At 71.7% G+C, this 21,648-nt stretch carries 22 protein-coding genes; 11 read left to right on the top strand and 11 right to left on the bottom strand.

The features are described 5' to 3' along the window. Window positions 1-198 precede the first annotated feature (198 nt). Window positions 199-1,188 carry a GTP 3',8-cyclase MoaA gene (gene moaA / locus ABEB00_RS13610; protein WP_345619782.1) on the top strand — a complete coding sequence of 330 codons (990 nt, stop codon included), beginning with the start codon at window positions 199-201 and terminating at the stop codon, window positions 1,186-1,188. Between the two features lie 40 nt (window positions 1,189-1,228). Here the strand turns inward: moaA and ABEB00_RS13615 are convergent, their stop codons facing one another. Together ABEB00_RS13615 and ABEB00_RS13620 are read right to left on the bottom strand one after the other, a co-directional pair. Continuing rightward, window positions 1,229-1,483: a hypothetical protein gene (locus ABEB00_RS13615; protein ID WP_345619783.1), complete on the bottom strand. Its 255-nt coding sequence runs from the start codon at window positions 1,481-1,483 to the stop codon at window positions 1,229-1,231. Window positions 1,484-1,764: 281 nt separating this feature from the next. After that, window positions 1,765-2,163, bottom strand: coding sequence for a DUF3099 domain-containing protein (locus ABEB00_RS13620; RefSeq protein ID WP_345619784.1), 399 nt, complete (start codon window positions 2,161-2,163; stop codon window positions 1,765-1,767). Between the two features lie 260 nt (window positions 2,164-2,423). Between ABEB00_RS13620 and ABEB00_RS13625 the strand changes: the two genes are divergently transcribed. After that, window positions 2,424-2,702, top strand: a complete 279-nt coding sequence (locus ABEB00_RS13625) for a GlsB/YeaQ/YmgE family stress response membrane protein (protein ID WP_345619826.1) — start codon at window positions 2,424-2,426, stop codon at window positions 2,700-2,702. Between the two features lie 91 nt (window positions 2,703-2,793). On the opposite strand, the gene tyrS is transcribed toward ABEB00_RS13625, so the two are convergent. From tyrS to ABEB00_RS13650, 5 genes are all read right to left on the bottom strand, one after another. Next, window positions 2,794-4,062 (bottom strand): tyrosine--tRNA ligase, encoded by a 1,269-nt coding sequence (gene tyrS / locus ABEB00_RS13630; protein WP_345619785.1) that lies wholly within the window; start codon window positions 4,060-4,062, stop codon window positions 2,794-2,796. Between the two features lie 71 nt (window positions 4,063-4,133). Continuing rightward, window positions 4,134-5,555, bottom strand: coding sequence for a metallopeptidase TldD-related protein (locus ABEB00_RS13635; protein WP_345619786.1), 1,422 nt, complete (start codon window positions 5,553-5,555; stop codon window positions 4,134-4,136). Next, entirely contained in the window at window positions 5,552-7,075 is a 1,524-nt protein-coding gene (locus ABEB00_RS13640; protein ID WP_345619787.1) for a TldD/PmbA family protein, read from the bottom strand. Before ABEB00_RS13640 ends, ABEB00_RS13635 begins: the two co-directional genes overlap by 4 nt. A 123-nt stretch (window positions 7,076-7,198) precedes the next feature. Then, window positions 7,199-7,399: a DUF397 domain-containing protein gene (locus ABEB00_RS13645; protein WP_345619789.1), complete on the bottom strand. Its 201-nt coding sequence runs from the start codon at window positions 7,397-7,399 to the stop codon at window positions 7,199-7,201. Then, window positions 7,396-8,241 (bottom strand): helix-turn-helix domain-containing protein, encoded by an 846-nt coding sequence (locus ABEB00_RS13650; RefSeq protein WP_345619790.1) that lies wholly within the window; start codon window positions 8,239-8,241, stop codon window positions 7,396-7,398. Before ABEB00_RS13650 ends, ABEB00_RS13645 begins: the two co-directional genes overlap by 4 nt. Before the next feature lie 158 nt (window positions 8,242-8,399). On the opposite strand from ABEB00_RS13650, the gene ABEB00_RS13655 reads away from it, so the two are divergent. The 4 genes from ABEB00_RS13655 to ABEB00_RS13670 all read left to right on the top strand — a co-directional run bounded on the left by ABEB00_RS13655 (window position 8,400) and on the right by ABEB00_RS13670 (window position 11,103). Next, a complete protein-coding gene (locus ABEB00_RS13655) occupies window positions 8,400-8,900 on the top strand; it encodes an ATP-binding protein (RefSeq protein WP_345619792.1) in 501 nt (166 codons plus the stop codon). A gap of 152 nt (window positions 8,901-9,052) precedes the next feature. Then, a complete protein-coding gene (fabG, locus tag ABEB00_RS13660; RefSeq protein ID WP_345619793.1) occupies window positions 9,053-9,772 on the top strand; it encodes a 3-oxoacyl-[acyl-carrier-protein] reductase in 720 nt (239 codons plus the stop codon). 5 nt (window positions 9,773-9,777) lie between these two features. Further along, window positions 9,778-10,545 carry an enoyl-ACP reductase FabI gene (fabI, locus tag ABEB00_RS13665; RefSeq protein ID WP_345619794.1) on the top strand — a complete coding sequence of 256 codons (768 nt, stop codon included), beginning with the start codon at window positions 9,778-9,780 and terminating at the stop codon, window positions 10,543-10,545. Window positions 10,546-10,740: 195 nt separating this feature from the next. Further along, window positions 10,741-11,103, top strand: a complete 363-nt coding sequence (locus tag ABEB00_RS13670; protein ID WP_345619795.1) for a hypothetical protein — start codon at window positions 10,741-10,743, stop codon at window positions 11,101-11,103. Here ABEB00_RS13670 and ABEB00_RS13675 read toward each other — a convergent pair. Further along, a complete protein-coding gene (locus tag ABEB00_RS13675; RefSeq protein WP_345619796.1) occupies window positions 11,081-11,773 on the bottom strand; it encodes a FadR/GntR family transcriptional regulator in 693 nt (230 codons plus the stop codon). The two genes, ABEB00_RS13670 and ABEB00_RS13675, sit on opposite strands and share 23 nt — an antisense overlap. A 112-nt stretch (window positions 11,774-11,885) precedes the next feature. Between ABEB00_RS13675 and ABEB00_RS13680 the strand changes: the two genes are divergently transcribed. The 4 genes from ABEB00_RS13680 to ABEB00_RS13695 all read left to right on the top strand — a co-directional run bounded on the left by ABEB00_RS13680 (window position 11,886) and on the right by ABEB00_RS13695 (window position 14,392). Beyond that, the gene (locus ABEB00_RS13680) at window positions 11,886-13,232 is read left to right on the top strand and encodes a CynX/NimT family MFS transporter (RefSeq protein ID WP_425586483.1); all 1,347 of its coding nucleotides are present in this window, start codon (window positions 11,886-11,888) and stop codon (window positions 13,230-13,232) included. A gap of 44 nt (window positions 13,233-13,276) precedes the next feature. Continuing rightward, entirely contained in the window at window positions 13,277-13,393 is a 117-nt protein-coding gene (locus tag ABEB00_RS13685; RefSeq protein WP_345619799.1) for an SGM_5486 family transporter-associated protein, read from the top strand. A 210-nt stretch (window positions 13,394-13,603) separates the two neighbouring features. After that, a complete protein-coding gene (locus ABEB00_RS13690; protein ID WP_345619800.1) occupies window positions 13,604-13,810 on the top strand; it encodes a hypothetical protein in 207 nt (68 codons plus the stop codon). A gap of 63 nt (window positions 13,811-13,873) precedes the next feature. Beyond that, the gene (locus tag ABEB00_RS13695; protein ID WP_345619801.1) at window positions 13,874-14,392 is read left to right on the top strand and encodes a SixA phosphatase family protein; all 519 of its coding nucleotides are present in this window, start codon (window positions 13,874-13,876) and stop codon (window positions 14,390-14,392) included. Between the two features lie 61 nt (window positions 14,393-14,453). Here the strand turns inward: ABEB00_RS13695 and serB are convergent, their stop codons facing one another. Together serB and ABEB00_RS13705 are read right to left on the bottom strand one after the other, a co-directional pair. Then, window positions 14,454-15,692: a phosphoserine phosphatase SerB gene (gene serB, locus ABEB00_RS13700; RefSeq protein ID WP_345619802.1), complete on the bottom strand. Its 1,239-nt coding sequence runs from the start codon at window positions 15,690-15,692 to the stop codon at window positions 14,454-14,456. A 120-nt stretch (window positions 15,693-15,812) separates the two neighbouring features. Further along, window positions 15,813-17,687, bottom strand: coding sequence for a streptophobe family protein (locus ABEB00_RS13705; RefSeq protein ID WP_345619804.1), 1,875 nt, complete (start codon window positions 17,685-17,687; stop codon window positions 15,813-15,815). 239 nt (window positions 17,688-17,926) lie between these two features. Between ABEB00_RS13705 and ABEB00_RS13710 the strand changes: the two genes are divergently transcribed. Further along, window positions 17,927-20,482, top strand: a complete 2,556-nt coding sequence (locus ABEB00_RS13710) for an ABC transporter ATP-binding protein/permease (protein ID WP_345619805.1) — start codon at window positions 17,927-17,929, stop codon at window positions 20,480-20,482. A gap of 104 nt (window positions 20,483-20,586) precedes the next feature. Here ABEB00_RS13710 and ABEB00_RS13715 read toward each other — a convergent pair whose 3' ends face one another. Continuing rightward, the gene (locus tag ABEB00_RS13715; RefSeq protein WP_345619806.1) at window positions 20,587-21,312 is read right to left on the bottom strand and encodes a transglycosylase SLT domain-containing protein; all 726 of its coding nucleotides are present in this window, start codon (window positions 21,310-21,312) and stop codon (window positions 20,587-20,589) included. Between the last annotated feature and the right edge of the window lie 336 nt (window positions 21,313-21,648).

Consider the following 21,648-nt stretch of genomic DNA (forward strand, 5'->3'; position numbering starts at 1 on the left):
CCGGAGCAGTCCACCGGAGCAATCCACCGGAGCGAACCCTGATCCCCCCGGCGCGCCGGCCCCGTCGTAGCTCCCTACGACGGGGCCGGCGCGTTCCTGGTGGCTTCGGGCCGCTGTCGATGTCGGCGGGGTCACGTAGGCTCGGAGGAGTCGGGGGACAGCAGTTCCCGCCGATCCGCGTCGAGGGAGGGGGCCCACGTGCTCATCGACACCTACGGCCGAGTGGCCACCGACCTGAGGGTCTCGCTCACCGACCGCTGCAACCTGCGCTGTACCTACTGCATGCCCGAAGAGGGCCTGCAGTGGCTGGCCAAACCCGATCTGCTGACCGACGACGAGATCGTCCGGCTGGTCGGCATCGCGGTCACCTCGCTGGGCGTCACCGAGGTCCGCTTCACCGGCGGCGAGCCGCTGCTCCGCCCCGGCCTGCCCGGCATCGTCGAGCGCGTCACCGCCCTCGGCCCGCGCCCCCAGACCTCCCTGACCACCAACGGCATCGGTCTGAAGCGCACCGCCGCCGCCCTGAAGGCCGCGGGCCTGGACCGGGTCAACGTCTCGCTGGACACCCTGCGCCCGGACGTCTTCAAGACCCTCACCCGCCGCGACCGCCACAAGGACGTCCTGGAGGGTCTGCACGCGGCCCGGGAGGCCGGTCTGACCCCCGTCAAGGTCAACTCGGTCCTGATGCCGGGGCTCAACGACGACGAGGCCCCCGACCTGCTCGCCTGGGCCGTCGCGCACGACTACGAGCTGCGCTTCATCGAGCAGATGCCGCTGGACGCCCAGCACGGCTGGCAGCGCGAGGGCATGGTCACCGCGGGCGACATCCTGGCCTCGCTGCGCACCCGCTTCGAGCTGACCGAGGAGGGCGCCGACGAGCGCGGCTCGGCCCCGGCGGAGCGCTGGCTGGTCGACGGCGGGCCGCACCGGGTCGGCGTCATCGCCTCGGTCACCCGCCCGTTCTGCGCCGCCTGCGACCGCACCCGGCTGACCGCCGACGGCCAGGTCCGCACCTGTCTCTTCGCCCGCGAGGAGACCGACCTGCGCGCCGCCCTGCGCTCCGGCGCGCCCGACGAGGAGATCGCCCGCGTCTGGAAGCTGGCCATGTGGGGCAAGAAGGCCGGCGCCGGCCTCGACGATCCCACCTTCGTCCAGCCGGACCGTCCCATGTCGGCGATCGGCGGCTAGCCCGCCCCGGCCCCGGCCCCGGCCCCGGGGCCGTCGCCCCTCAGCCCTGCTGCTCCTGCCCCTGCTGCCCGTCCCCCTGCCGCTCCCGCTCCGCCCACTCCTGGAGCGGTACGACGTCCTTCAGGAAGCTCCGCACGCCGAGGAACTGGGAGAGATGCTCCCGGTGCTCCTCGCACGCGATCCACGTCTTGCGCCGCTCCGGGGTGTGCACCTTCGGGTTGTTCCACACCAGCACCCACACGGCGGTGGCCCTGCAGCCCTTGGCGGAGCAGATCGGGGTCGTCTCGTCACTCACAGGTCGGTCTCGTCACTCACAGGTTCGGCTCGCGGCTCGCGGCGCGGAGAACGGCTCGGCGGCCGACGCGGGAAAAGGCGACGCCGAGCAGCCACGGGGGGAGCTGCCCGGCGTCGGTCCGTCGCTCCGACGGGGGATGCGGAGCGCGTACGAAGTATGTCACGGGAGGCCCACCGGCCGGGACCGGAACAACATGATTGATCTGAGGTTTTCCTGAGCTTGGCGAAGAGCTGACCCTCGCCCGAACGCGCCGTGTCCGCGCACCCGGTGGCCTGGAACGATCACTGACGGTCGCGTGGTTCACTTCGTGCGCCCGTCACCCGGTCGGACGCGACATCTTCCGGGACGGGTTCCGCGAAGCCGCCGTCCTTGCGCGGCGCCTCGATCATCGGCGGCAGCGGCGCCGAGACGAACGTGCTCGGCAGCCCCGGCGCGTTCTCGCGCCCGGCGTTGGCGATGACCACCGCGACGTAGGGCAGCACCACGCCGAGGACCAGTGCCACGATCGCGACGTGCCGTTCCACGTTCCACAGGGTGGCCGCGAGGATCACCGACAGGGTGCGTACCGACATCGAGATGATGTACCGGCGCTGCCGTCCGCGTACATCCTCCTCAAGACCCGTCCTGGCCCCGGTGATCCGGAACACCTGGACGTTCCCGCCGCCGCTCTGCTTCCGCATCGCATTCCACCATCCGCCCGCATCGGACTCAGCCCGCCCGCGCCCGCCCGCGGCCCGTTCGGGGACGCCGGTCCGGGACAGCCTCCACGTTACGCCGCGGGTGCGCCGCCCACGAGACCGGGTGGCCCGGTCCCCGCGTGACCGGACTGCGCCGCGGGGCCCGGGTACGTCCCCCGTTCGGGCGTACCGGCCGTGCGCCGTACGCGGTACGGACCAACACTGGACGCAATGCGCACATGGCGCCGTACGAGGAGGCAGGGATGGGCTGGTTGTGGGCGATCATCGTCGGATTCGTACTCGGTCTGATCGCCAAGGCGATCATTCCGGGCAAGCAGCACAGCCCGCTGTGGCTGACCACCATCTTCGGCATGCTCGGTGCCATCGTCGGCAACGCCGTCGCGCGGGCGGCCGGTGTGGCGGCCACCTCCGGCATCGACTGGTGGCGGCACATCTTCCAACTGGTGGCCGCGATCATCATCGTCGCCCTCGGCGACATGGCCTACATGGCGGTACGCGGCAACAAGCGGCAGCGGGCCTGACCGGAGCGCGGCGAGGGGCGGCACCCGGAGAAAACGGGTGCCGCCCCTCGCCGTACCCGGGCCCCGGGTGTCCGGGTACCCGGGTGTCCGGTCAGGCGCCGGTGACCTCCACCGCGGCCAGGTTCTTCTTGCCGCGGCGCAGCACCAGCCAGCGTCCGTGCAGCAGGTCCTCGGCGGCCGGTACGGCGTCCTCGGCGGCCACCTTGGTGTTGTTCACGTAGGCGCCGCCCTCCTTCACCGTGCGGCGGGCCGCCGACTTGCTGGCCACCAGGCCGACCTCGGCGAAGAGATCGACCACGGGGCCGGCCTCGGCCACCCGGACGTGCGGCAGCTCCGAGAGCGCCGCGGCCAGGGTCCGCTCGTCCAGCTCCGCCAGGTCGCCCTGGCCGAACAGGGCCCTGGACGCGGCGATCACCGCGGCCGTCTGGTCGGCGCCGTGCACCAGCGTCGTCAGCTCCTCGGCCAGCGCGCGCTGCGCGGCCCGCGCCTGCGGACGCTCCTCGGTCTGCCGCTCCAGCTCCTCCAGCTCGGCGCGGGACTTGAAGGACAGCATCCGCAGGTAGCCCGAGACGTCCCGGTCGTCCACGTTCAGCCAGAACTGGTAGAACGCGTACGGCGTCGTCATCTCCGGGTCCAGCCAGACGGCGCCGCCCTCGGTCTTGCCGAACTTGGTGCCGTCCGCCTTGGTCATCAGCGGCGTCGCGTAGGCGTGCGCCGCGGCGGCCGGCTCCAGGCGGTGGATCAGGTCCAGGCCCGCCGTGAGGTTGCCCCACTGGTCGCTGCCGCCCTGCTGGAGCACACAGCCGTACCTGCGGTAGAGCTGGAGGAAGTCCATGGCCTGCAGAAGCTGGTAGCTGAACTCGGTGTAGCTGATCCCCTCGGAGGACTCCAGGCGGCGGGCCACGGAGTCCTTGGTGAGCATCTTGTTGACCCGGAAGTGCTTGCCGATGTCCCGCAGGAACTCGATCGCGGAGAGCCCCGCGGTCCAGTCCAGGTTGTTGACCATCACGGCCGCGTTCTCCCCCTCGAAGGCGAGGAACGGCTCGATCTGGCCGCGCAGCCGCTCCACCCAGCCGGCGACGGTCTCCGGCGAGTTCAGCGTGCGCTCCGCGGTCGGGCGCGGGTCGCCGATCTGGCCGGTGGCGCCGCCGACCAGCGCCAGCGGGCGGTGCCCGGCCTGCTGGAGCCGGCGCACGGTGAGCACCTGCACCAGGTGTCCCACGTGCAGCGAGGGCGCGGTCGGGTCGAAACCGCAATAGAACGTCACGGGCCCGTCCGCGAGCGCCTTGCGCAGAGCGTCCTCGTCGGTGGACTGGGCGAACAGCCCGCGCCACTTCAGCTCGTCGACGATGTCCGTCACGGTTCTCGTGTCTCCTCGATGGATCTCGGGTGCGGGTACGAAGTACAAAGTACGAAGTACGGGGTACGAGGTTATACGCCCTGACTGACAGAGCTCATGTTGAATTCCGGCACCCGCAGCGCGGGCATCGCGGCCCTGGTGAACCAGTCGCTCCACTCCCTGGGCAGCGTCTTCTCCGTACGCCCGGCCTCCGTGGCCCGGCCCAGCACGCCGACCGGCGACTCGTTGAACCGGAAGTTGTTCACCTCGCCGACCACCTCGCCGTCCTCGACGAGGTAGACGCCGTCCCGGGTCAGACCGGTCAGCAGCAGCGTCGCCGGGTCGACCTCGCGGATGTACCACAGGCAGGTCAGCAGCAGCCCGCGCCGGGTGGCGGCGACCATCTCCGCCAGCGAGCGGTCGCCGCCGCCGTCCAGGACGAGGTTGCCGATGGCCGGCGCCACCGGCAGACCGGTCAGCGCGGCGCTGTGCCGGGTGGTCGTCAGGCGGTGCAGTTCGCCCTCGCGGACCCAGTCGGTCGCCGCCACCGGCAGCCCGTTGTCGAACACCGACTGATCGCCGCCGGAGGAGTGCGCCACGACGAAGGGCGCGCTCTCCAGACCGGGCTCGTAGGGGTCGCTGCGCAGGGTCAGCGGCAGCGCGCCGAGCCGGTCGCCCACCCGGGTTCCGCCGCCCGGTGTGGAGAACACCGTCCGGCCCTCGGCCGCGTCCCGCCCCGACGCCGACCAGAGCTGGTAGATCAGCAGGTCGGCGACGGCGGTCGGCGGCAGCAGCGTCTCGTAGCGGCCCGCCGGCAGGTCCACCCGGCGTTCGGCCCAGCCGAGCCGGACGGCCAGTTCGGCGTCGAGCGCGGCCGGATCGACGTCCCGGAAGTCCCGGGTGGAGCGCCCGGCCCAGGCCGACCGGGTGCGGTCCGGCGACTTGGCGTTCAGTTCCAGTGTCCCGGTGGGCTGGTCGTGGCGCAGCCGCAGCCCCGTGGAGGTGCCCAGGTAGGTCGAGGTCAGCTCGTGGTGGGCGAAGCCGTACAGCTCCCGGCCACCCGCCGCCGCGCGTGCGAACGCCTCCCCGAGCGCCGGGGCGAAGTCGGCGAACACGGAGGAGGACGTCTCGGCGGGCGCTTCGGTGAAGTCCGCGGCCACCGGTACCCCCGTGACCAGCGGCTGCGCGTCCTCGGCGGGGCCCGCGCCGCGCGCGGCGGCCTCGGCGGCGCGCACCAGGGGTTCCAGTTCGTCCACGGTCACGGCCGAGCGGGACACCACTGCGGAGGCGGTGCCCTCCCGGCCGTCGACGGTGGCGACGACCGTGAGCGTGCGCCCGCGCGTGACACCGTTGGTGGTGAGCGTGTTCCCCGCCCAGCGCAGATTGGCGGACGACTCCTCGTCGGCGATGACGACACAGCCGTCCGCGCGGGACAGCTCCAGCGCCCGCTCGACGATCTCGTGCGGCTTGGGGGAACGGGACGGACGGGATGCACGGGACGTACGGGCGCTCATCGGCCGGCCTCCTGCGTGGTGTTCAGAATGTTGACTCCCCTGAAGAGGGCGGACGGGCAGCCGTGCGACACGGCCGCGACCTGCCCCGGCTGAGCCTTCCCGCAGTTGAACGCCCCGCCCAGGACGTACGTCTGCGGGCCGCCGACGGCCGCCATGGACCCCCAGAAGTCGGTGGTCGTCGCCTGGTAGGCCACGTCCCGCAACTGCCCGGCGAGCCGCCCGTTCTCGATCCGGAAGAACCGCTGTCCGGTGAACTGGAAGTTGTAGCGCTGCATGTCGATCGACCAGGACCGGTCGCCGACCACGTAGACGCCCCGCTCCACACCGCCGATCAGATCCTCGGTGGACAGCCCGCCGGGGTCCGGCCGCAGCGACACGTTGGCCATGCGCTGCACCGGCACATGGCCGGGGGAGTCGGCGTAGGCGCACCCGTTGGACCGGTCGAAGCCGGTGAGGCGCGCGATGCGCCGGTCGAGCTGGTAGCCGACCAGGGTCCCGTCCCGCACCAGGTCCCAGCTCTGCCCCTCGACGCCCTCGTCGTCGTACCCGATCGTCGCCAGCCCGTGTTCGGCGGTGCGGTCGCCGGTGACGTTCATCAGCTCGGAGCCGTAGCGCAGCTTGCCGAGCTGGTCGAAGGTGGCGAAGGAGGTGCCGGCGTAGGCCGCCTCGTAGCCGAGCGCCCGGTCCAGCTCGGTGGCGTGCCCGATGGACTCGTGAATGGTCAGCCACAGGTTCGACGGGTCCACGACCAGGTCGTACAGACCGGGCTCCACGCTCGGCGCCCGCATCTTCTCGGCCAGCAGCTCCGGCATCCCGGCCAGCTCGGCCTCCCAGTCCCAGCCGGTGCCGGTCAGGTACTCCCAGCCCCGGCCGGCCGGCGGCGCCAGCGTCCGCATCGAGTCGAACTCGCCGCTGGAGTCGTCCACCGACACCGCGGTCACCACCGGGTGCAGCCGCACCCGCTGCTGCGTGGTCACGGTCCCGGCGGTGTCGGCGTAGAACTTGTTCTCGTGCACGGTGAGCAGCGAGGCGTCCACGTGATCCACGCCGTCGGCCGCCAGCAGCCGCGCGCTCCACTCGGCCAGCAGCCCCGACTTCTCGGTGTCCGCCACGGTGAACGGGTCGGTCTCGTACGAGGAGACCCAGGTGCGGTCGGCGTGCACGGGCTCGTCGGCCAGCTCGACCCGCTCCCGGGACCCGGCCGCCCTGATCACCTGCGCGGACAGCTTCGCCATCGCCACCGCCTGCGAGGCGACCTTGGCGGCGGCGTCCGGGGACAGGTCCACTCCGGAGGCGAACCCCCAGGCGCCACCGTGCACCACGCGTACCGCGTATCCGAGGTCGGTGGTGTCCGAGGACCCGGCCGGCCGGGCGTCCCGCAGCCGCCAGGAGGCGCCGCGCACCCGCTCCAGCCGGAAGTCGGCGTGCTCGGCACCGAGCGAACGGGCACGGGCCAGGGCGGTGTCGGCGAGGGGGCGCAGGGGGAGGGCCAGAAAGGACTGATCGATGTCATGGGGCACGGGCGGAGATCCCTTCGGGCGCTTGTGGTGCCTGGAGGGGCAAGGGTAGGCGGGCACAGACCGGCGGGCGGGCACGGGATACGCTCCCGTGCCCGCCCGCCGACGTTTCCGTACGCCGCGAACTCAGCCGACCGGCGACGAGCCCCCAGCGAGCGAGGTGAACGCCGCCCAGGCGCTCCGCGTGACGACGAGGGGGCGGACGCGCCTGTCCTTGGAGTCGCGGATGTGGACGGCCTCGGGGCGCACGGCGACCTCGACGCAGTTGTCGTTGTCGCTGCCGCTGTAGCTGCTCTTGCACCAGCTCAGCTCGTCGGTGGGACTCATAGCGCTCCTCGCATCTGTTCCAGCAGCGCCACGGTAGCCCGACAATCCAGGGCCTGCGAACGCAGCTTGCCATAGCGCTGGAGCAGGATGCTCACCTCCTTGGGCGCGGAAATGAGGCTGCTCGACCGCTGGCCTTCGGTGTAGCCGAGCCACTGATGCGCAGTTGTCTCCGCGAGGTACATCTGACCGTCGATGCCGCAGTGGTCCTCCTGAACGGTGGGCATGATCTGGATCTCGACGTTGCGCCGCGCGCTCGTCTCCAGGAGGCCATCGATGACTTGCCGGGTGACATCGCGTCCTCCCATACGCCGGGCGACGACGCTCTGTTCGATGACAAAACTGAACGCGGTGCTTTGATTGGCGGAGATGAGCTGCTGTCGCTCCAGTCGCGACGCGACCTTGCGTTCGATCTGCTCCTCGGTCGCAGGCGGCAGCCGCCGGTCGAAGATTGCCCGGATGTATGCCTGAGGCTGGAGCAGCCCCGGAACCGCTCGGCATTCGTACGTGTAGAGAGAGATCGCCTCCTCCTCGATCCCCGCCCACTGCCGAAACCAGGAAGCCAACACCGCCCTCTTCGTCAGACTCTTCGCCGCCGCCGTGAGGACCTTGAGGGCGACCGGCCCCAGTACCTCCTGCGCCCGCACGGGCAGGTCCGTCGGCGGGAACCGCTTCCCCTGCTCGATCTTGGCGATGTACGCGGCCGAGTACCTCACCCGCAGCGCGAACTCCTCCTGGGTCAGGCCGGATTCCTCGCGCAGTGCCTTGAGGACCACGCCGAAAGTCTTCAGACTGTCGGAGACTTCCGCTTCCGTACCGCTCGTGTCGCCGTTGTCCGCCCTCATCGCCGCCCGCCTCCCGTGCTCATGCCTCTGCGAACCCCGACCAACCAGTCAGAGTCACGGCGAGTCATCCACCCAGTCCAGAGTGTGTACTGGTACAGCCGTGCCTGTATGGGTGTCGTCCCTGTCGGGGCCGAGGCGGGGGTCGGGACGCTGGGCGCATGCCAGCGCCACGGGCCCGAGAGGCCGTTACCGTAAGTGTGTTCGTCCAGCGCTTCTCCGCCACGCGGCGCGGCGCGCGTCTCGCCCGCAGACTCGCCACGCACCGGCTCGACCAGTGGCACCTGCCGTACGGCAGCCCGGCCTCCGACACCGTCACCCTCGTCGTGGCCGAACTCGCGGCCAACGCGGTCCTGCACGGCCGCGTCCCGGGACGCGACTTCGAGCTGCGGCTCGCGTACGACCGGACCGCGGGGCTCGTCCGCGTCGAGGTGTCCGACACCCATCCGGACCACCCCGGGCCCGCGCTCCGGCCCCCCGCGGACGCCGACAGCGGGCGGGGCCTGTTCCTGGTGGAAGCCGTCGCCGCCCGCTGGGGCGTGGCGGAGCGGACGGGGCCGGGCAAGACCGTGTGGGCGGAGTGCGCGATCTTCGCCGACGGCGGCCCGCCCGTACGCCGGTCCGCGCGGAGTGAAGTGCCGCGCCCGGTCGGTGAACTGTAGGGACCCGACAGCGCGGCCCGTAAGCCACTGTGGGCGCCCGAGTCTTTGCCGGTGGACGGGGACCGATAGGTTTTCGAGGAAGCCGCCTGTCATCGCCGCCTGTCACACGGGTGCCCGGGCGGGTACCACACCGCTATCGAAAGGGTGATCCGTTGAGCCGCTCGGTTCTCGTCACCGGAGGCAACCGGGGCATCGGCCTCGCCATCGCCCGCGCGTTCGCCGAGGCCGGCGACAAGGTCGCCATCACATACCGCTCGGGTGAGCCGCCGGCCGCCCTGACCGAGCTGGGCTGCCTCGCCGTCAAGTGCGACATCACCGACAGCAAGCAGGTGGAGCGGGCCTACAAGGAGATCGAGGACACGCACGGCCCGGTCGAGGTGCTGGTCGCCAACGCCGGGGTCACCAAGGACCAGCTTCTGATGCGGATGTCCGAGGAGGACTTCACCTCTGTCCTCGACACCAACCTCACCGGCACCTTCCGTGTCGTCAAGCGCGCCAACCGCGCCATGCTGCGGGCCAAGAAGGGCCGCGTCGTACTGATCTCCTCGGTCGTCGGCCTGCTCGGCTCGGCGGGGCAGGCGAACTACGCCGCCTCCAAGGCCGGCCTGGTCGGCTTCGCGCGCTCCCTGGCCCGGGAGCTGGGGTCGCGCAACCTCACGTTCAACGTCGTCGCGCCGGGTTTCGTCGACACCGACATGACCAAGGCCCTCACCGACGAGCAGCGTGCGAACATCGTGTCGCAGGTGCCGCTCGGCCGGTACGCGCAGCCGGAGGAGATCGCCGCGACGGTGCGGTTCCTCGCCTCGGACGACGCCTCGTACATCACTGGAGCCGTCATCCCGGTTGACGGCGGACTGGGAATGGGTCACTGATCACCATGAGCGGAATTCTCGCGGGCAAGCGCGTCCTGATCACAGGCGTGCTGCTGGAGTCCTCCATCGCCTTCCACGCCGCGAAGCTGGCCCAGCAGGAGGGCGCGGAGATCATCCTCAGCGCGTTCCCGCGGCCCACGCTGACCGAGCGGATCGCCAAGAAGCTGCCGAAGCCCACCAAGGTCATCGAGCTGGACGTCACCAACGACGAGCACCTCGGGCGGCTGGCCGACGTCGTCGGCGCGGAGCTGGGCGGCCTCGACGGCGTCGTGCACTCCATCGGCTTCGCGCCGCAGGACGCGATGGGCGGCAACTTCCTCAACACGCCGTTCGAGTCCGTGGCCACCGCCATGCATGTCTCGGCGTTCTCCCTGAAGTCGCTCACCATGGCCTGCCTGCCGCTGATGCAGAACGGCGGCGCGGTCGTCGGCCTCACCTTCGACGCGCAGTACGCCTGGCCGCAGTACGACTGGATGGGCCCGGCCAAGGCCGCCCTGGAGGCCACCAACCGCTACCTCGCCCGCGACCTGGGCAAGCAGAACGTGCGCTCCAACCTGATCTCGGCCGGACCGATCGGCTCGATGGCCGCCAAGTCCATCCCGGGCTTCTCCGAGCTGGCCTCGGTGTGGGACAACCGCGCTCCTCTGGAGTGGGACCTCAACGACCCCGAGCCGGCCGGCCGCGGTGTCGTCGCCCTGCTGAGCGACTGGTTCCCGAAGACCACGGGCGAGATCATCCACGTCGACGGCGGGCTGCACGCCATCGGCGCCTGAGCGCCCGGCACCCGCCTCCTCCGTACGTGACGAGGGCCCGCATCCCGCAGGGTGCGGGCTCTCGCCGTGTCACCCGTTCGGTCCAGCCGGCCGGGCGGCGCGGCCGGTGACCGCGCACTCTGGGAACCCTCCCCACCAAACCCCACCAGACGTTTTCCTCCCGAGCACCCCCGCACGGCCGAGGAGGTCCCCCTTGTGCGCTTCGCCCGCCGCTCGGCCGCAGCGACCGCCGCCGTCGCCCTCACCCTCGCGCTGCCGTACGAGGCGTGGCCGCACGCACGCGTGGCGAACGACGGGGGCGGGGACCCACCGGCGTCGCAGGGCCCCTTCGGCGCCGAGTGCCGGCTCCGGTACGACGGGTCCGAGGTGACCGCGTACTGCCACAACCCCTATCCGGAGCCCGACCGGGTGAGCCTGCACATCGAGTGCGCCCGCTGGTGGGACCTGGACAGCGACGGCCGGGCGGTCGAGGCGGGCCCCGCGCAGACCGTACGGCTGACCGGACGGTGCTGGGAGCGGATCGGCTCGGCCTGGGTCAGTCACCGGCGGACGGAGTGAACCCGCCCGGACGGCACTGGAACGGATAACCCGCCGCCTCCGCCTGCGCCCGCTCGGCGTCACCCGCGCGGATCGCGTCGACCAGCCGCGTGTGGTCCATGAGCGTCTCCGGGGTCAGTTCCGCGCCGATGTCCTCCCGGAGCCAGTCGCGCATCACCTCGCCCAGGTCCGCGTACATCGCCGTCATCACGTCGTTGTGCGAGGCGGCCACCACGGCCAGGTGGAAGGTGGCGTCGGCCGCCACGAACGCCTCCGCGTCGCCCGAGTCCCACGCCTCCGTCCGGCGCGCCATCAGGGCGTCGAGCTGCTTGAGATCCTTCTCCGTGCGCCGCTCGGCGGCCAGCCTGGCGGCGGCCGACTCCAGGGTGGAACGCAGTTCGGCGACGTGCCGGGGGTCGGCGTCCGCGAACCGCCGGTGCATCACACCGGCCAGCTCACTGGTGGCGACGACGTACGTGCCGGAACCCTGCCGGATGTCCAGCAGCCCGTTGTGGGCCAGGGCACGGACGGCCTCCCGGACCGTGTTCCGGGCCACCCCGAGCTGCTCGACCAACTCGGGCTCGGTCGGGACGCGGGAGCCGACCGGCCACTCACCCGAGGTGATCTGCTGGCGGAGCGCGGCGATGACCTGCTCGGACAGGGCCGAACGGCGGGGATGGCTCAGAGGCATGGCACACCTTCGCTCGGGGATCGACGTCGGTCAACCACAGCGGTCGGCCGGAGCGTCCACCGCTCGGCCACCACTGGACAGCCAATCATCCCATGATTCTATGATGGGTCTCATGGCTAGTGAGGAACCCCGGACGGCGACGTCCACGACCGTCAGCGAACCGGCCGCGCCCGCAGCCCCGGCCCCCGAGCCGCCCACGGCGCCCGGCGCGGCCGCCACGCGCGCGTGGACCACCTGGACGACCCGCCTGCTCGTCCTCGGCATCGTGCTGGCCGCGCTGAACCTGCGCCCCGCCATCACCAGCCTCGGCGCGCTCCTGGAAGAGGTCCGCGACGGACTCGGCATGAGCGGCAGCGTCGCCGGACTGCTCACCTCGGTGCCCCCGCTGTGCTTCGCCGTCTTCGGCTTCACCGCCCCGCGGCTCGCCCGCCGCTTCGGCCCCGGCGCGGTGGTCTGCGTCGGCATGGCCGCCCTCACCGCCGGTCTGCTCCTGCGCCCCTACGCGGGCGGCACGGCCGGCTTCCTGGCCGCCACCGCCCTGGCGCTCATGGGCATCGCGGTCAGCAACGTCCTCATGCCGGTGATCGTCAAACGCTTCTTCCCCGACCGGGTCGGCTCGATGACCGGCCTGTACTCGATGGCCCTGGCCTGCGGTACGTCCATCGCGGCCGCGACGACCGTGCCGCTGACCGACGCGCTGGGCGGCGACTGGCAGCCCGGCCTCGCGGTGTGGGCGGCCCTCGCGGCGGTGGCCGTCCTGCCCTGGCTCCCCTTCCTCCGCCCCCGCGCCACCGGCCCGGCACCCGCCGCGGCCGGGCAGCCGCGGCAGCCGTCCGCCGCGGCCGGCGTCGGCACGCGTGGGGAACAGCCCGCCCTGCGCATCACCCGCAGCCGCACCGCCTGGGCGCTCGCCGTGTTCTTCGGGCTCCAGGCCACCGCCGCCTACATCACCATGGGCTGGATGGCGCAGATCTTCCGCGACGCGGGCGTCTCCGCCGGGACCGCCGGACTGCTGCTCGCCGTCACCATGGCGATGGGCATACCGCTGGCCTTCGTCATCCCGCGGGTGGCCACCCGGCTGCCCCGCCAGGGCCCGATCGTGCTGGTGCTCGGCCTCTGCGGCCTCGCGGGCTACGCCGGCCTCTACTTCGCCCCCGCCGGCGGCGCCTGGGCCTGGGCCCTGCTCCTCGGCGTCTCCAACTGCGCCTTCCCCCTCGCCCTGACCATGGTCGGGATGCGGGCCCGCACGGGTCCCGGCGTCGTACAACTGTCGGCGTTCGCCCAGAGCACCGGGTACCTGATCTCCATCCCCGGCCCGCTGCTGGTGGGCGTGCTCTACCAGCACAGCGGCGGCTGGGGCCTGCCGATCGCGCTGATGGCCGCCCTGATGGTGCCGCAGATGCTGGTGGGCGTCCTGGCGGGCCGCGACCGTACGGTGGAGGAGGAGGCGGCCCGCTGACCCCGGTGCAGCCCGGTGCCGCCCGGGGATGGGAGACTGGCGCCATGCCAGTCCTCGACCCGAACCCCCAGAACGGCCAGAAGAAGATGCTGATCGTCTTCGGCGCCTTTCTCGCGATCTTCGTCGTCATCGCCGTCGTGGCGACCCTCGCCTCCCCCTGAGTACCAGCGCCTCCCCTGAAGAAGGAACGGTGGGGCTGACCCCCCATCCCCTAGGGGGCGGGGCTCAGGGTCAAGTGGGTGGGTCTCCGGATGGGGCGGTGCCCCCGCGTTCCGTAGTTTCGAGGTGTGACCGCGACCGGCCCGGCGACGGGCGGCCCGCGGACCGCCACAGCACGGACCACGGACACCCGAAGACCCGCGGAGGCACTCATGCCGGTACCGACGCAGCCCCGGCCCCACCCGGCCTCCCGGGGCGGCGTGGAGGTGCGGCTCCCCTGGTGGGCCCTGGCCCTGCCGGTCCTCGCCTTCGGGACGCTGCTCGCCCTGATACTGGACCCGTCCCGCGCCCAGGCGGCCACCGCCGACCCCGCGGTCACCCACCTGCTGGAGTGGCTCCGCGACCTGATCATGAGGTAGAGCGGTGAAACCGCAAGTCAACTCCCTGCGCCTCATGGCCTGTTTCATGCGAAGCTGGGATTTATGAGCGTCGCAGAACCTCGCAGGATCGTTCTCTTCCGGCATGCGAAAGCCGACTGGCCACAGGTGACCGACCATGAGCGGCCGCTCGCCGAGCGGGGCCGCATGGACGCCCCGAAGGCCGGACGCCGCCTGACCGACACCGGTCTCTCCTTCGACCTGGCTCTGTGCTCCACGGCCGCGCGGACCCGCGAGACCTGGAAGCTGGCCGTCCAGGAGTTCCCGCACCGGCCGAAAACGGTCTATGAGGAGCGGATCTACGAGGCGTCGCCGGGCGAGCTGATCGCCGTCCTCAACGAGACCCCCGACGACGTGCGGAACGTGCTGCTGATCGGCCACAACCCGGGCGTGCAGGCACTCGCCGACATCCTGACCGGCGCCGCCGACGGGGACGTGCGCGAGCGGATGGGCGACCGGGGGTTCCCGACCGCGGCCTTCGCCGTCCTGTCCTTCCCCGGCCGCTGGAAATCCCTGGAGCCCGGTGCCGCGACGCTACGGGACTACTGGGCGCCCACGGACTGAACGGCGGCGGCCCCGCCGGCCGGGAAGGAGCCGTCGGACCGCTCAGCACTCGTCGGAACGCTCAGCGCACCTCGGCGGGGTCGTGACCGAGCAGACGCTGATCGAGGGTGTCCGCCGCCTCGACCTCCTCGCGGGTGATGCCCAGCAGATACAGCACGGTGTCCAGGAAGGGCACGTTCACCGCGGTGTGCGCGGCCTGACGTACCACCGGCTTGGCGTTGAAGGCGACGCCGAGGCCGGCGGCGTTCAGCATGTCCAGGTCGTTGGCGCCGTCACCGATCGCCACGGTCTGCGACAGCGGTACGCCCGCCGCCGCGGCGAACCGGCGCAGCAGCCGCGCCTTGCCCGCCCGGTCCACGATCTCCCCGGTGACCCGCCCGGTCAGCCTGCCGTCGACTATCTCCAACGTGTTGGCCTGGGCGAAGTCGAGGCCGAGCCGCTCCCGAAGGTCGTCGGTGACCTGGGTGAACCCACCCGAGACGACACCCACCTGGTAGCCGAGCCGCTTCAGCGTACGGATCAGGGTGCGCGCGCCCGGTGTCAGCCGCACCTCGCTGCGCACCTTGTCCACGACCGACTCGTCCAGCCCCTTCAGCAGTGCCACACGCGCGTGCAGCGACTGCTCGAAGTCCAGTTCCCCGCGCATCGCGGCGGCCGTCACCTCGGCGACCTCGGCCTCGCAGCCGGCGTGCGCGGCGAAGAGTTCGATCACCTCGTCCTGGATGACCGTGGAGTCCACGTCCATGACGACCAGGCGCTGCGCCCGGCGGTGCAGCCCCGAGGGAACGACCGCTATGTCGACGCCGAGGGCCCCCGCGTTCGTCACCAGAGAGGTGCGCAACGCCTCGGTCTCCACGCCGGAGACCGCGAACTCCACCGCCGTCACCGGGTACTTCGCCAGCCGGAAGATGCGGTCGATGTTGCCACCGGCCTCGGTGATCCGGGCGGCGATCGACGCGGTGGCCTCGGAGGTCAGCGGGTGGCCGAGGACGGTGACCAGGGAGCGGCCGAGGCCGCGCGGCCGGTTGTCGCCGTGCCCGGAGATGATCTCCGCCTGCAACTTCAGTGACTCCGCCCAACTGTGGACGGTCGCCCGCAGGTCGCCCTCCAGGCCCCCCTGCGGCTGGGTCACCAGTGCGCACAGCACGATCCGGCCACGGGTGACGACCTGCTCGATGTCCACGACATCGACGGAGTAGGCGGCGAGAGTGTCGAAGAGGCCCGCCGTGATACCCGGCCTGTCCTTGCCGAAGATCTTGACGAGAAGCGTGGGAACGTCGGAGGTCTGCGAAGCGCTCATGGTGCTCCCACGGTATCCGCAGCGGCGCTGCCCGCGCGCCCGAGGTCCGTCCTGCGGACACGGAACTCTGCGTGTCCGTTCGGTTACGCGGACGTGTCTCGGGGTCGGTGAGAGGGGCACTCATCCTCGATGGTCCGGCCGCCGGGGCGGCCGGGGCGGCGCCGGGGGCGGCGGCGGTGGGGGCGGCGGCCGGGCCGGCCGGCGCGGCGGCGGCCGCGCCCTCGCGCCGGGGGGCCGCCGAGGGAGCGGTGTGACGGGTCCGGCGACGGTGGGTGCCCCATAGATGTCGTCCCCGCCGACCCCGTCCCCGCCGACCCCGGCCCCGCCGGCCCCGGCCCCGTCGTCGTGGTCATCGGATCCCTGCCGGTTCCCAGGGCCTTGCCCTCGGTCCTCCGGGCCCGGCCCGTGCGGTCCGTCCGGCGCTCGTGAGTACGGATTCGTGCCGGGGTCCGGCGGCCGGTAGGGCGTGCCGGAACGGTAGGGACCGGACGGCTCCAGCGCTCCGCCCCGCCTCCCGTCCCCGCCGCCGAGCCCGCTCAAGGCGCCCCTCCGGATGCCGTCCCCCTGTGCCGGTGGCACCGTACGCACGGCCAACGGGGCCGCCCGGCGTCCGGCCGCCCCCGTCGCGCGGGCGAGCAGCGCCCCGGCCGCCCCCGCCCCCGCGCCCCACCCGGCGCCCAGAAGGCACGCCGTCGCGAGGCGCCCGCTCAGCTCCGTCGCCGCCCCGGACGTCTCGATGCCGAGGACGGAGAGCGACGCGTTCACCGACACCTCCGTCAGCCACACCAGCAACGGCAGCGCCGACGCGGTCGCGATGCCCAGCCGCAGCGCACAGCGGCCGGCGAAACCCACCGATTCCACCCGCCCTACCGACTCCAGCGGCCCCACCGGCGTCCGTACCGCCGTCAACACCCCCGCCAGCAGCATGACCAGGGCCGCCGCCACGGCCAGCAGCCACACCCGGCCGTCCAGCTCCGCCAGCCGCCCCACCGTGACCGGTTCGCCCGCCCGCGTGCTCAGCAAGTCGTCCAGCGGACCCGGCAGCAGGCCGGCCGACGCCCCCGTCGCCCGCCCGTCCCAGGGCACGAACAGACCGACCCCCACGCCGAGCCAGCCGCCGTTCGGCGCCCCCAGCAGCGCCGCGCCCGCGATCCGCCGGGGGTGGTCGTCACCGATCGCCGCGTACGCCGCCGCGGCCCACCCCGCCGCCACCGCCAGCAGCGCCACCGCGACCAGGGCGGACCCGGCCGGCCGCACCACCCGGTGCACGGCGTCCCAGCCGCGCGGCAGCGGAGTGCGGCGCGAGGCCAGCAGGGCGATCAGCAGGACCCCCGCACACCAGCCGAGCCCGCCGAGCAGGGTCGGCCCGGTGTCCACCGTGAAACCGACCGCCGCCTCGGCGTCGACGAGGTCACCGATCCGGTCCGGCGACAGCCCGCCGACGTCCCCGATGTCCCCGACGTCTCCCAGTCCCGGAATCTCGACGCCGCCGCCTCCGCCGGACAGGTCGCCGTCCAGTCCCAGCGCACCCCCGTCGATCGTGACGACGCCGTGGCCGGCCCAGGCCAGCCCGCCCGTCATCGCCACGAACAGGGCGACCGTCGTGCCCGCGCGGGCGAGGAGTTCGGCCGGCGCGAGGATCGCTCCGGACGCCCGCAGCGACCGTAAGAAGAAGAAGGAGAGCAGCAGCGCACCGGCCAGGCCGACACCCAGTGGCGCGATCTCGATGGCGGTCCTGGCCTCGGCGCCCTCCAGCCCGAACGCGGACATCTCGCCGGACGGCGTGACCGAACCACCCGCCCCCAGCGCCACCACCGCCGCCGTCATCGGGCCGAGCGAGCCCGCGAAGTCCGCTTCGAGCAGACGCAGACCGAGCGCCGCGGTCCCCGCCATCCCGATCAGCGCCCAGCTCACGGCCGCGATCGCGGACAGTACGACATCCGTCCACGGCGCTTTCGGGCCGCACTGGGCGACCGTGCTCGTCGGCGCGCTCATGGCAGACCCCCCGATCCGCTGCGCGGCCGGGTCGCCGCGCATGTCCCCCTCGCGTGGATTACCACTCTCCGGGCAGGTTTCCACCCCGTCAACGGAAACGACGGAAACGTCCGGTCCGCTGCGACCGGCCCGCGCAAGGCCCAGCTTTCGGTCAGGTGGGCGTACCTGTAATAGTTCCCCCCGATGTTCGACATCCCTACACTCCCCGTGACCGACCGGGGTACATCGGGGGACAACTCATGGGGTATGGAGTGCCGGAACTCGTACTGGAAGCAAACGGACGGACCTGGACGCTGGACCCGTCCAGGTCCTACGCCCTCGGGCGTGATCCGCAGGGGGACCTCGTGTTCGACGACGCCAGGGTCTCCTGGCGGCACGCCACGATCAGTCACCAGGGCCGCGGCTGGGTGCTCGACGACCACGGCAGCACCAACGGCACCTTCGTGCGGGGGCGGCGGGTCCAGCAGGTGGAACTCGGCGCCGGCACGACCGTGCACCTGGGCAACGCGAATGACGGACCGCGGCTGAACCTCTCCGGCGCGGCCGCCCCCGTCGCCACACCAGCGGCCCAGGCAGCGCGGACGCAGGCACCACCGGCCCAGGCACCGCAGGCCCAGGTGGCTCAGGCGCAGGCACCTCAGGTCCCGCAGGCGTCACCGCCCCAGCAGCCCCAGCAGCCCCACCAGTCCCAGCAGCCCGCCCCGCATCTCCCGCATCTTCCGCACCAGCAGGGCCCCGGCAGCGGCGCGGCGGGCGCGCCGCCGGTCCACGGGGACCGCAGTCCGACCACGTTCCACCAGTTCGCGCTCGGCCGCGTGATGCGCATCGGCCGCGCCCTGGAGAACGACCTGGTCGTCTCCGACCTCCAGGTCTCCCGCAACCACGCCGAGTTCCACGCGACGCCCGACGGCCGCATGGAGATCCGCGACCTCGGTTCGCACAACGGCACGTACGTCAACGGCCAGCCGATCGACAAGGGCGGCGTCCGGCTGCTCGGCCCCGCCGACATCGTCGGCGTCGGCCACTCGACGTTCCGGATCGTCGGCGACCGCCTGGAGGAGTTCGTCGACACCGGCGAGGTCTCCTTCTCCGCGCGCCACCTGACCGTCACGGTCGACGGCGGCAAGCAGATCCTGAAGGACGTCTCCTTCGGCATACCCGAGAAGTCGCTGGTCGCGGTCATCGGCCCGTCCGGTTCCGGCAAGTCGACGCTGCTCAAGGCGCTCACCGGCTACCGCCCCGCCAACCAGGGCGAGGTCCTGTACGACAACCGGGACCTGTACAAGCAGTTCGCCGAGTTGCGCCAGCGCATCGGTCTGGTCCCGCAGGACGACATCCTGCACAAGGAGCTGACCGTCAAGCGGGCCCTGAAGTACGCGGCCAAGCTGCGTTTCCCCGCCGACACCACCCGACAGGAACGCCAGGCCCGGATAGACGAGGTCCTGCGCGAGCTGAAGCTCGACATCCACAAGGACAAGAAGGTCACCTCGCTCTCCGGCGGCCAGCGCAAGCGCGTCTCGGTCGCCCTGGAGCTGCTCACCAAGCCGTCGCTGATCTTCCTGGACGAGCCGACCTCCGGCCTCGACCCGGGCATGGACCGCGATGTCATGCAGTTGCTGCGGAGCCTGGCCGACGACGGCCGCACGGTCCTCGTCGTCACCCACTCGGTGGCCGAGCTAGCGATCTGCGACAAGCTCCTCGTGATGGCGCCGGGCGGCTCGGTCGCCTACTTCGGCCCGCCCGGGGAGGCGCTGAACTTCTTCGGCTACGACTCCTGGGCCGACGTCTTCTCCGCCTTCGAGAACTACCGCGACTACGACTGGGCGGGCCGCTGGAAGGGCTCGCAGCACTACCAGATGTACGCGGCGGATCTCGACGCCGTCGCCCCGCAGTCCGTACCGACGCCGCCGATGCAGGCGCTGAAGCCGCCGAAGCCGCAGGGCTGGCTGTCGCAGTTCGTCACCCTGGTGCGCCGTTACACCTCGGTGATCGCCTCCGACAAGGGCTTCCTCGCCCTGATGGTGATCCTGCCGGCCGTGCTCGGCGCGGTGAGCCTGCTCATCGACGCCGACAAGGGGCTGCTGCCCAACCCGGCCAACCCGCAGACCGGCCGGATCGTCCCGAACGGCACCGCCACCACGGTCCTGCTGATACTCGCCGTCGGCGCCTGCTTCGCCGGTGCCGCCAACTCCGTCCGCGAGCTGATCAAGGAACGGGTCATCTACGAGCGGGAGCGGGCGACCGGCCTGTCACGCTCCGCGTACCTGATGTCCAAGGTGTTCGTGCTCGGCATGATCACCGTGTTCCAGGGCCTGCTGGTCGGCGTGATCGGCTTCTCCAGCCGGGAGATCCCGGCGGAGGGCCTGGTCCTCGGCAAGCTCACGATGCTGGAGCTGTCGATCCCGATCATGGCGCTGGGCTTCACCTCGATGATGTTCGGCCTGATCATCTCCTCGCTGGTGAAGACCGCCGAGAAGACCATGCCGCTGCTGGTGATGTTCGCGATCATCCAGGTCGTCTTCACCGGCTGCCTCTTCGCCCTGAACGGCACGGTCGGCGTCAACCAGTTCTCGTACCTGATGCCCTCGCGCTGGGCGGTCGGCGCGGCGGGCGCCACGCTGGACTTCAACCGGATCAGCCCGCCCGCGGACGCCGGCGGCGACGACCCGCTGTGGGAGCACACGGTCGCCGCCTGGGGCATGGACATGGCCGCCCTGATCGTCCTCGGCGTGATCTGCGGCTTCTTCGTGGCGCGCTTCCTGCGCCGCCACGAGCCCGAGGTCATGCGCAAGTAGTCACCGTCCGGCCCGCGGAGCCCCGAAGGGCGGCACCCGTGACCGGGTGCCGCCCTTCGGCGTGACGGTGTCCTCGCAGCGCCGCGAAGAGGTCCGCGCCGACCTCAGTACGCGCTGTTGACGTTGTCGATGGTGCCGTACTTGTCGGCCGCGTAGTTCGCCGCGGCGGTGATGTTGGCGACCGGGTCGTAGATGTTCCAGGACGTGCCCTTGACGTGGTACGCCTCGAACGTCGGCGGGATGACCTGGAGCAGGCCCTTGGACGGGACGCCGTTGACGGCGTTGACGTCCCAGTCGTTGATGGCCTTCGGGTTGCCCGAGGACTCCCGGATGATGTTCTTGTGCAGGCCGTTGTAGGAGCCCGGTATGCCCTTGTCCTTCATGATGTCCAGGGCTTCGGTGATCCAGCCGTTCAGGTTGTTCGGGTAGCTCTTGGCGGCGACCTGCTCGACCGAGGCGCGCGCGGCGGACCGGCTCGCGGTCTGCTCGGCGGCGCGCTCCTTCGCGGCCTTGGCGGTGGCCTGCTTCTTCGCCTCGGCCGTCTTCGCCTTGGCCTCGGCGGCGGTCTGCGTCTTGGCCTCGATCGCCGCGACCTTCACGCTGGTGCCGGCGAGCTGGTCGGTGACGCTGGCCTTCACGTCCGTGAGCCGCTGCGAGCTGTATGCCACCTTGGCCGCCGGAGCGGCCTCGCTCGTGGTCGCCTGACCGCTGGCGGGCACCGCGGAGATCGCGAGGGCGGCGGCACCGAGGGTGCCGACACCGGCTATGGCGATCTTGTGGTTGCGGGTCAGGGAACGACTGGGGCCACGGGTGAGGAAGTTCTTGGGCATGGCGGGAAAGACCTCTTCGTATTGCGCGGAGGTCGCTCTCGTCCTGCGGGGGACAAGGTGCATCGGGCACGTCACCGTGAGGCGAACCCACGGCGCTGAGCGACGAGAGCAATTCTTAGCGGCCGCAAAATCTGCTGGCAAAGGTGTGACGTACGAAGCCGGATAGTGGATCAGGCGGGGGAGGAACTGGACAGAATGGCCCATCTGCCCCGGTCAAAACGGACTACTCGTACTCCTAATCCCTTTCGTACGTGATCTGAGCCCTATGCGCGGGCTCACACGGGGACCCCTCCCATCTCACCGAATGTGCTTGAGCAATGCTCTGCGTAAGGGGGA

Source organism: Streptomyces ziwulingensis (assembly GCF_039542605.1).
Classification (GTDB): Bacteria; Actinomycetota; Actinomycetes; order Streptomycetales; family Streptomycetaceae; genus Streptomyces; species Streptomyces ziwulingensis.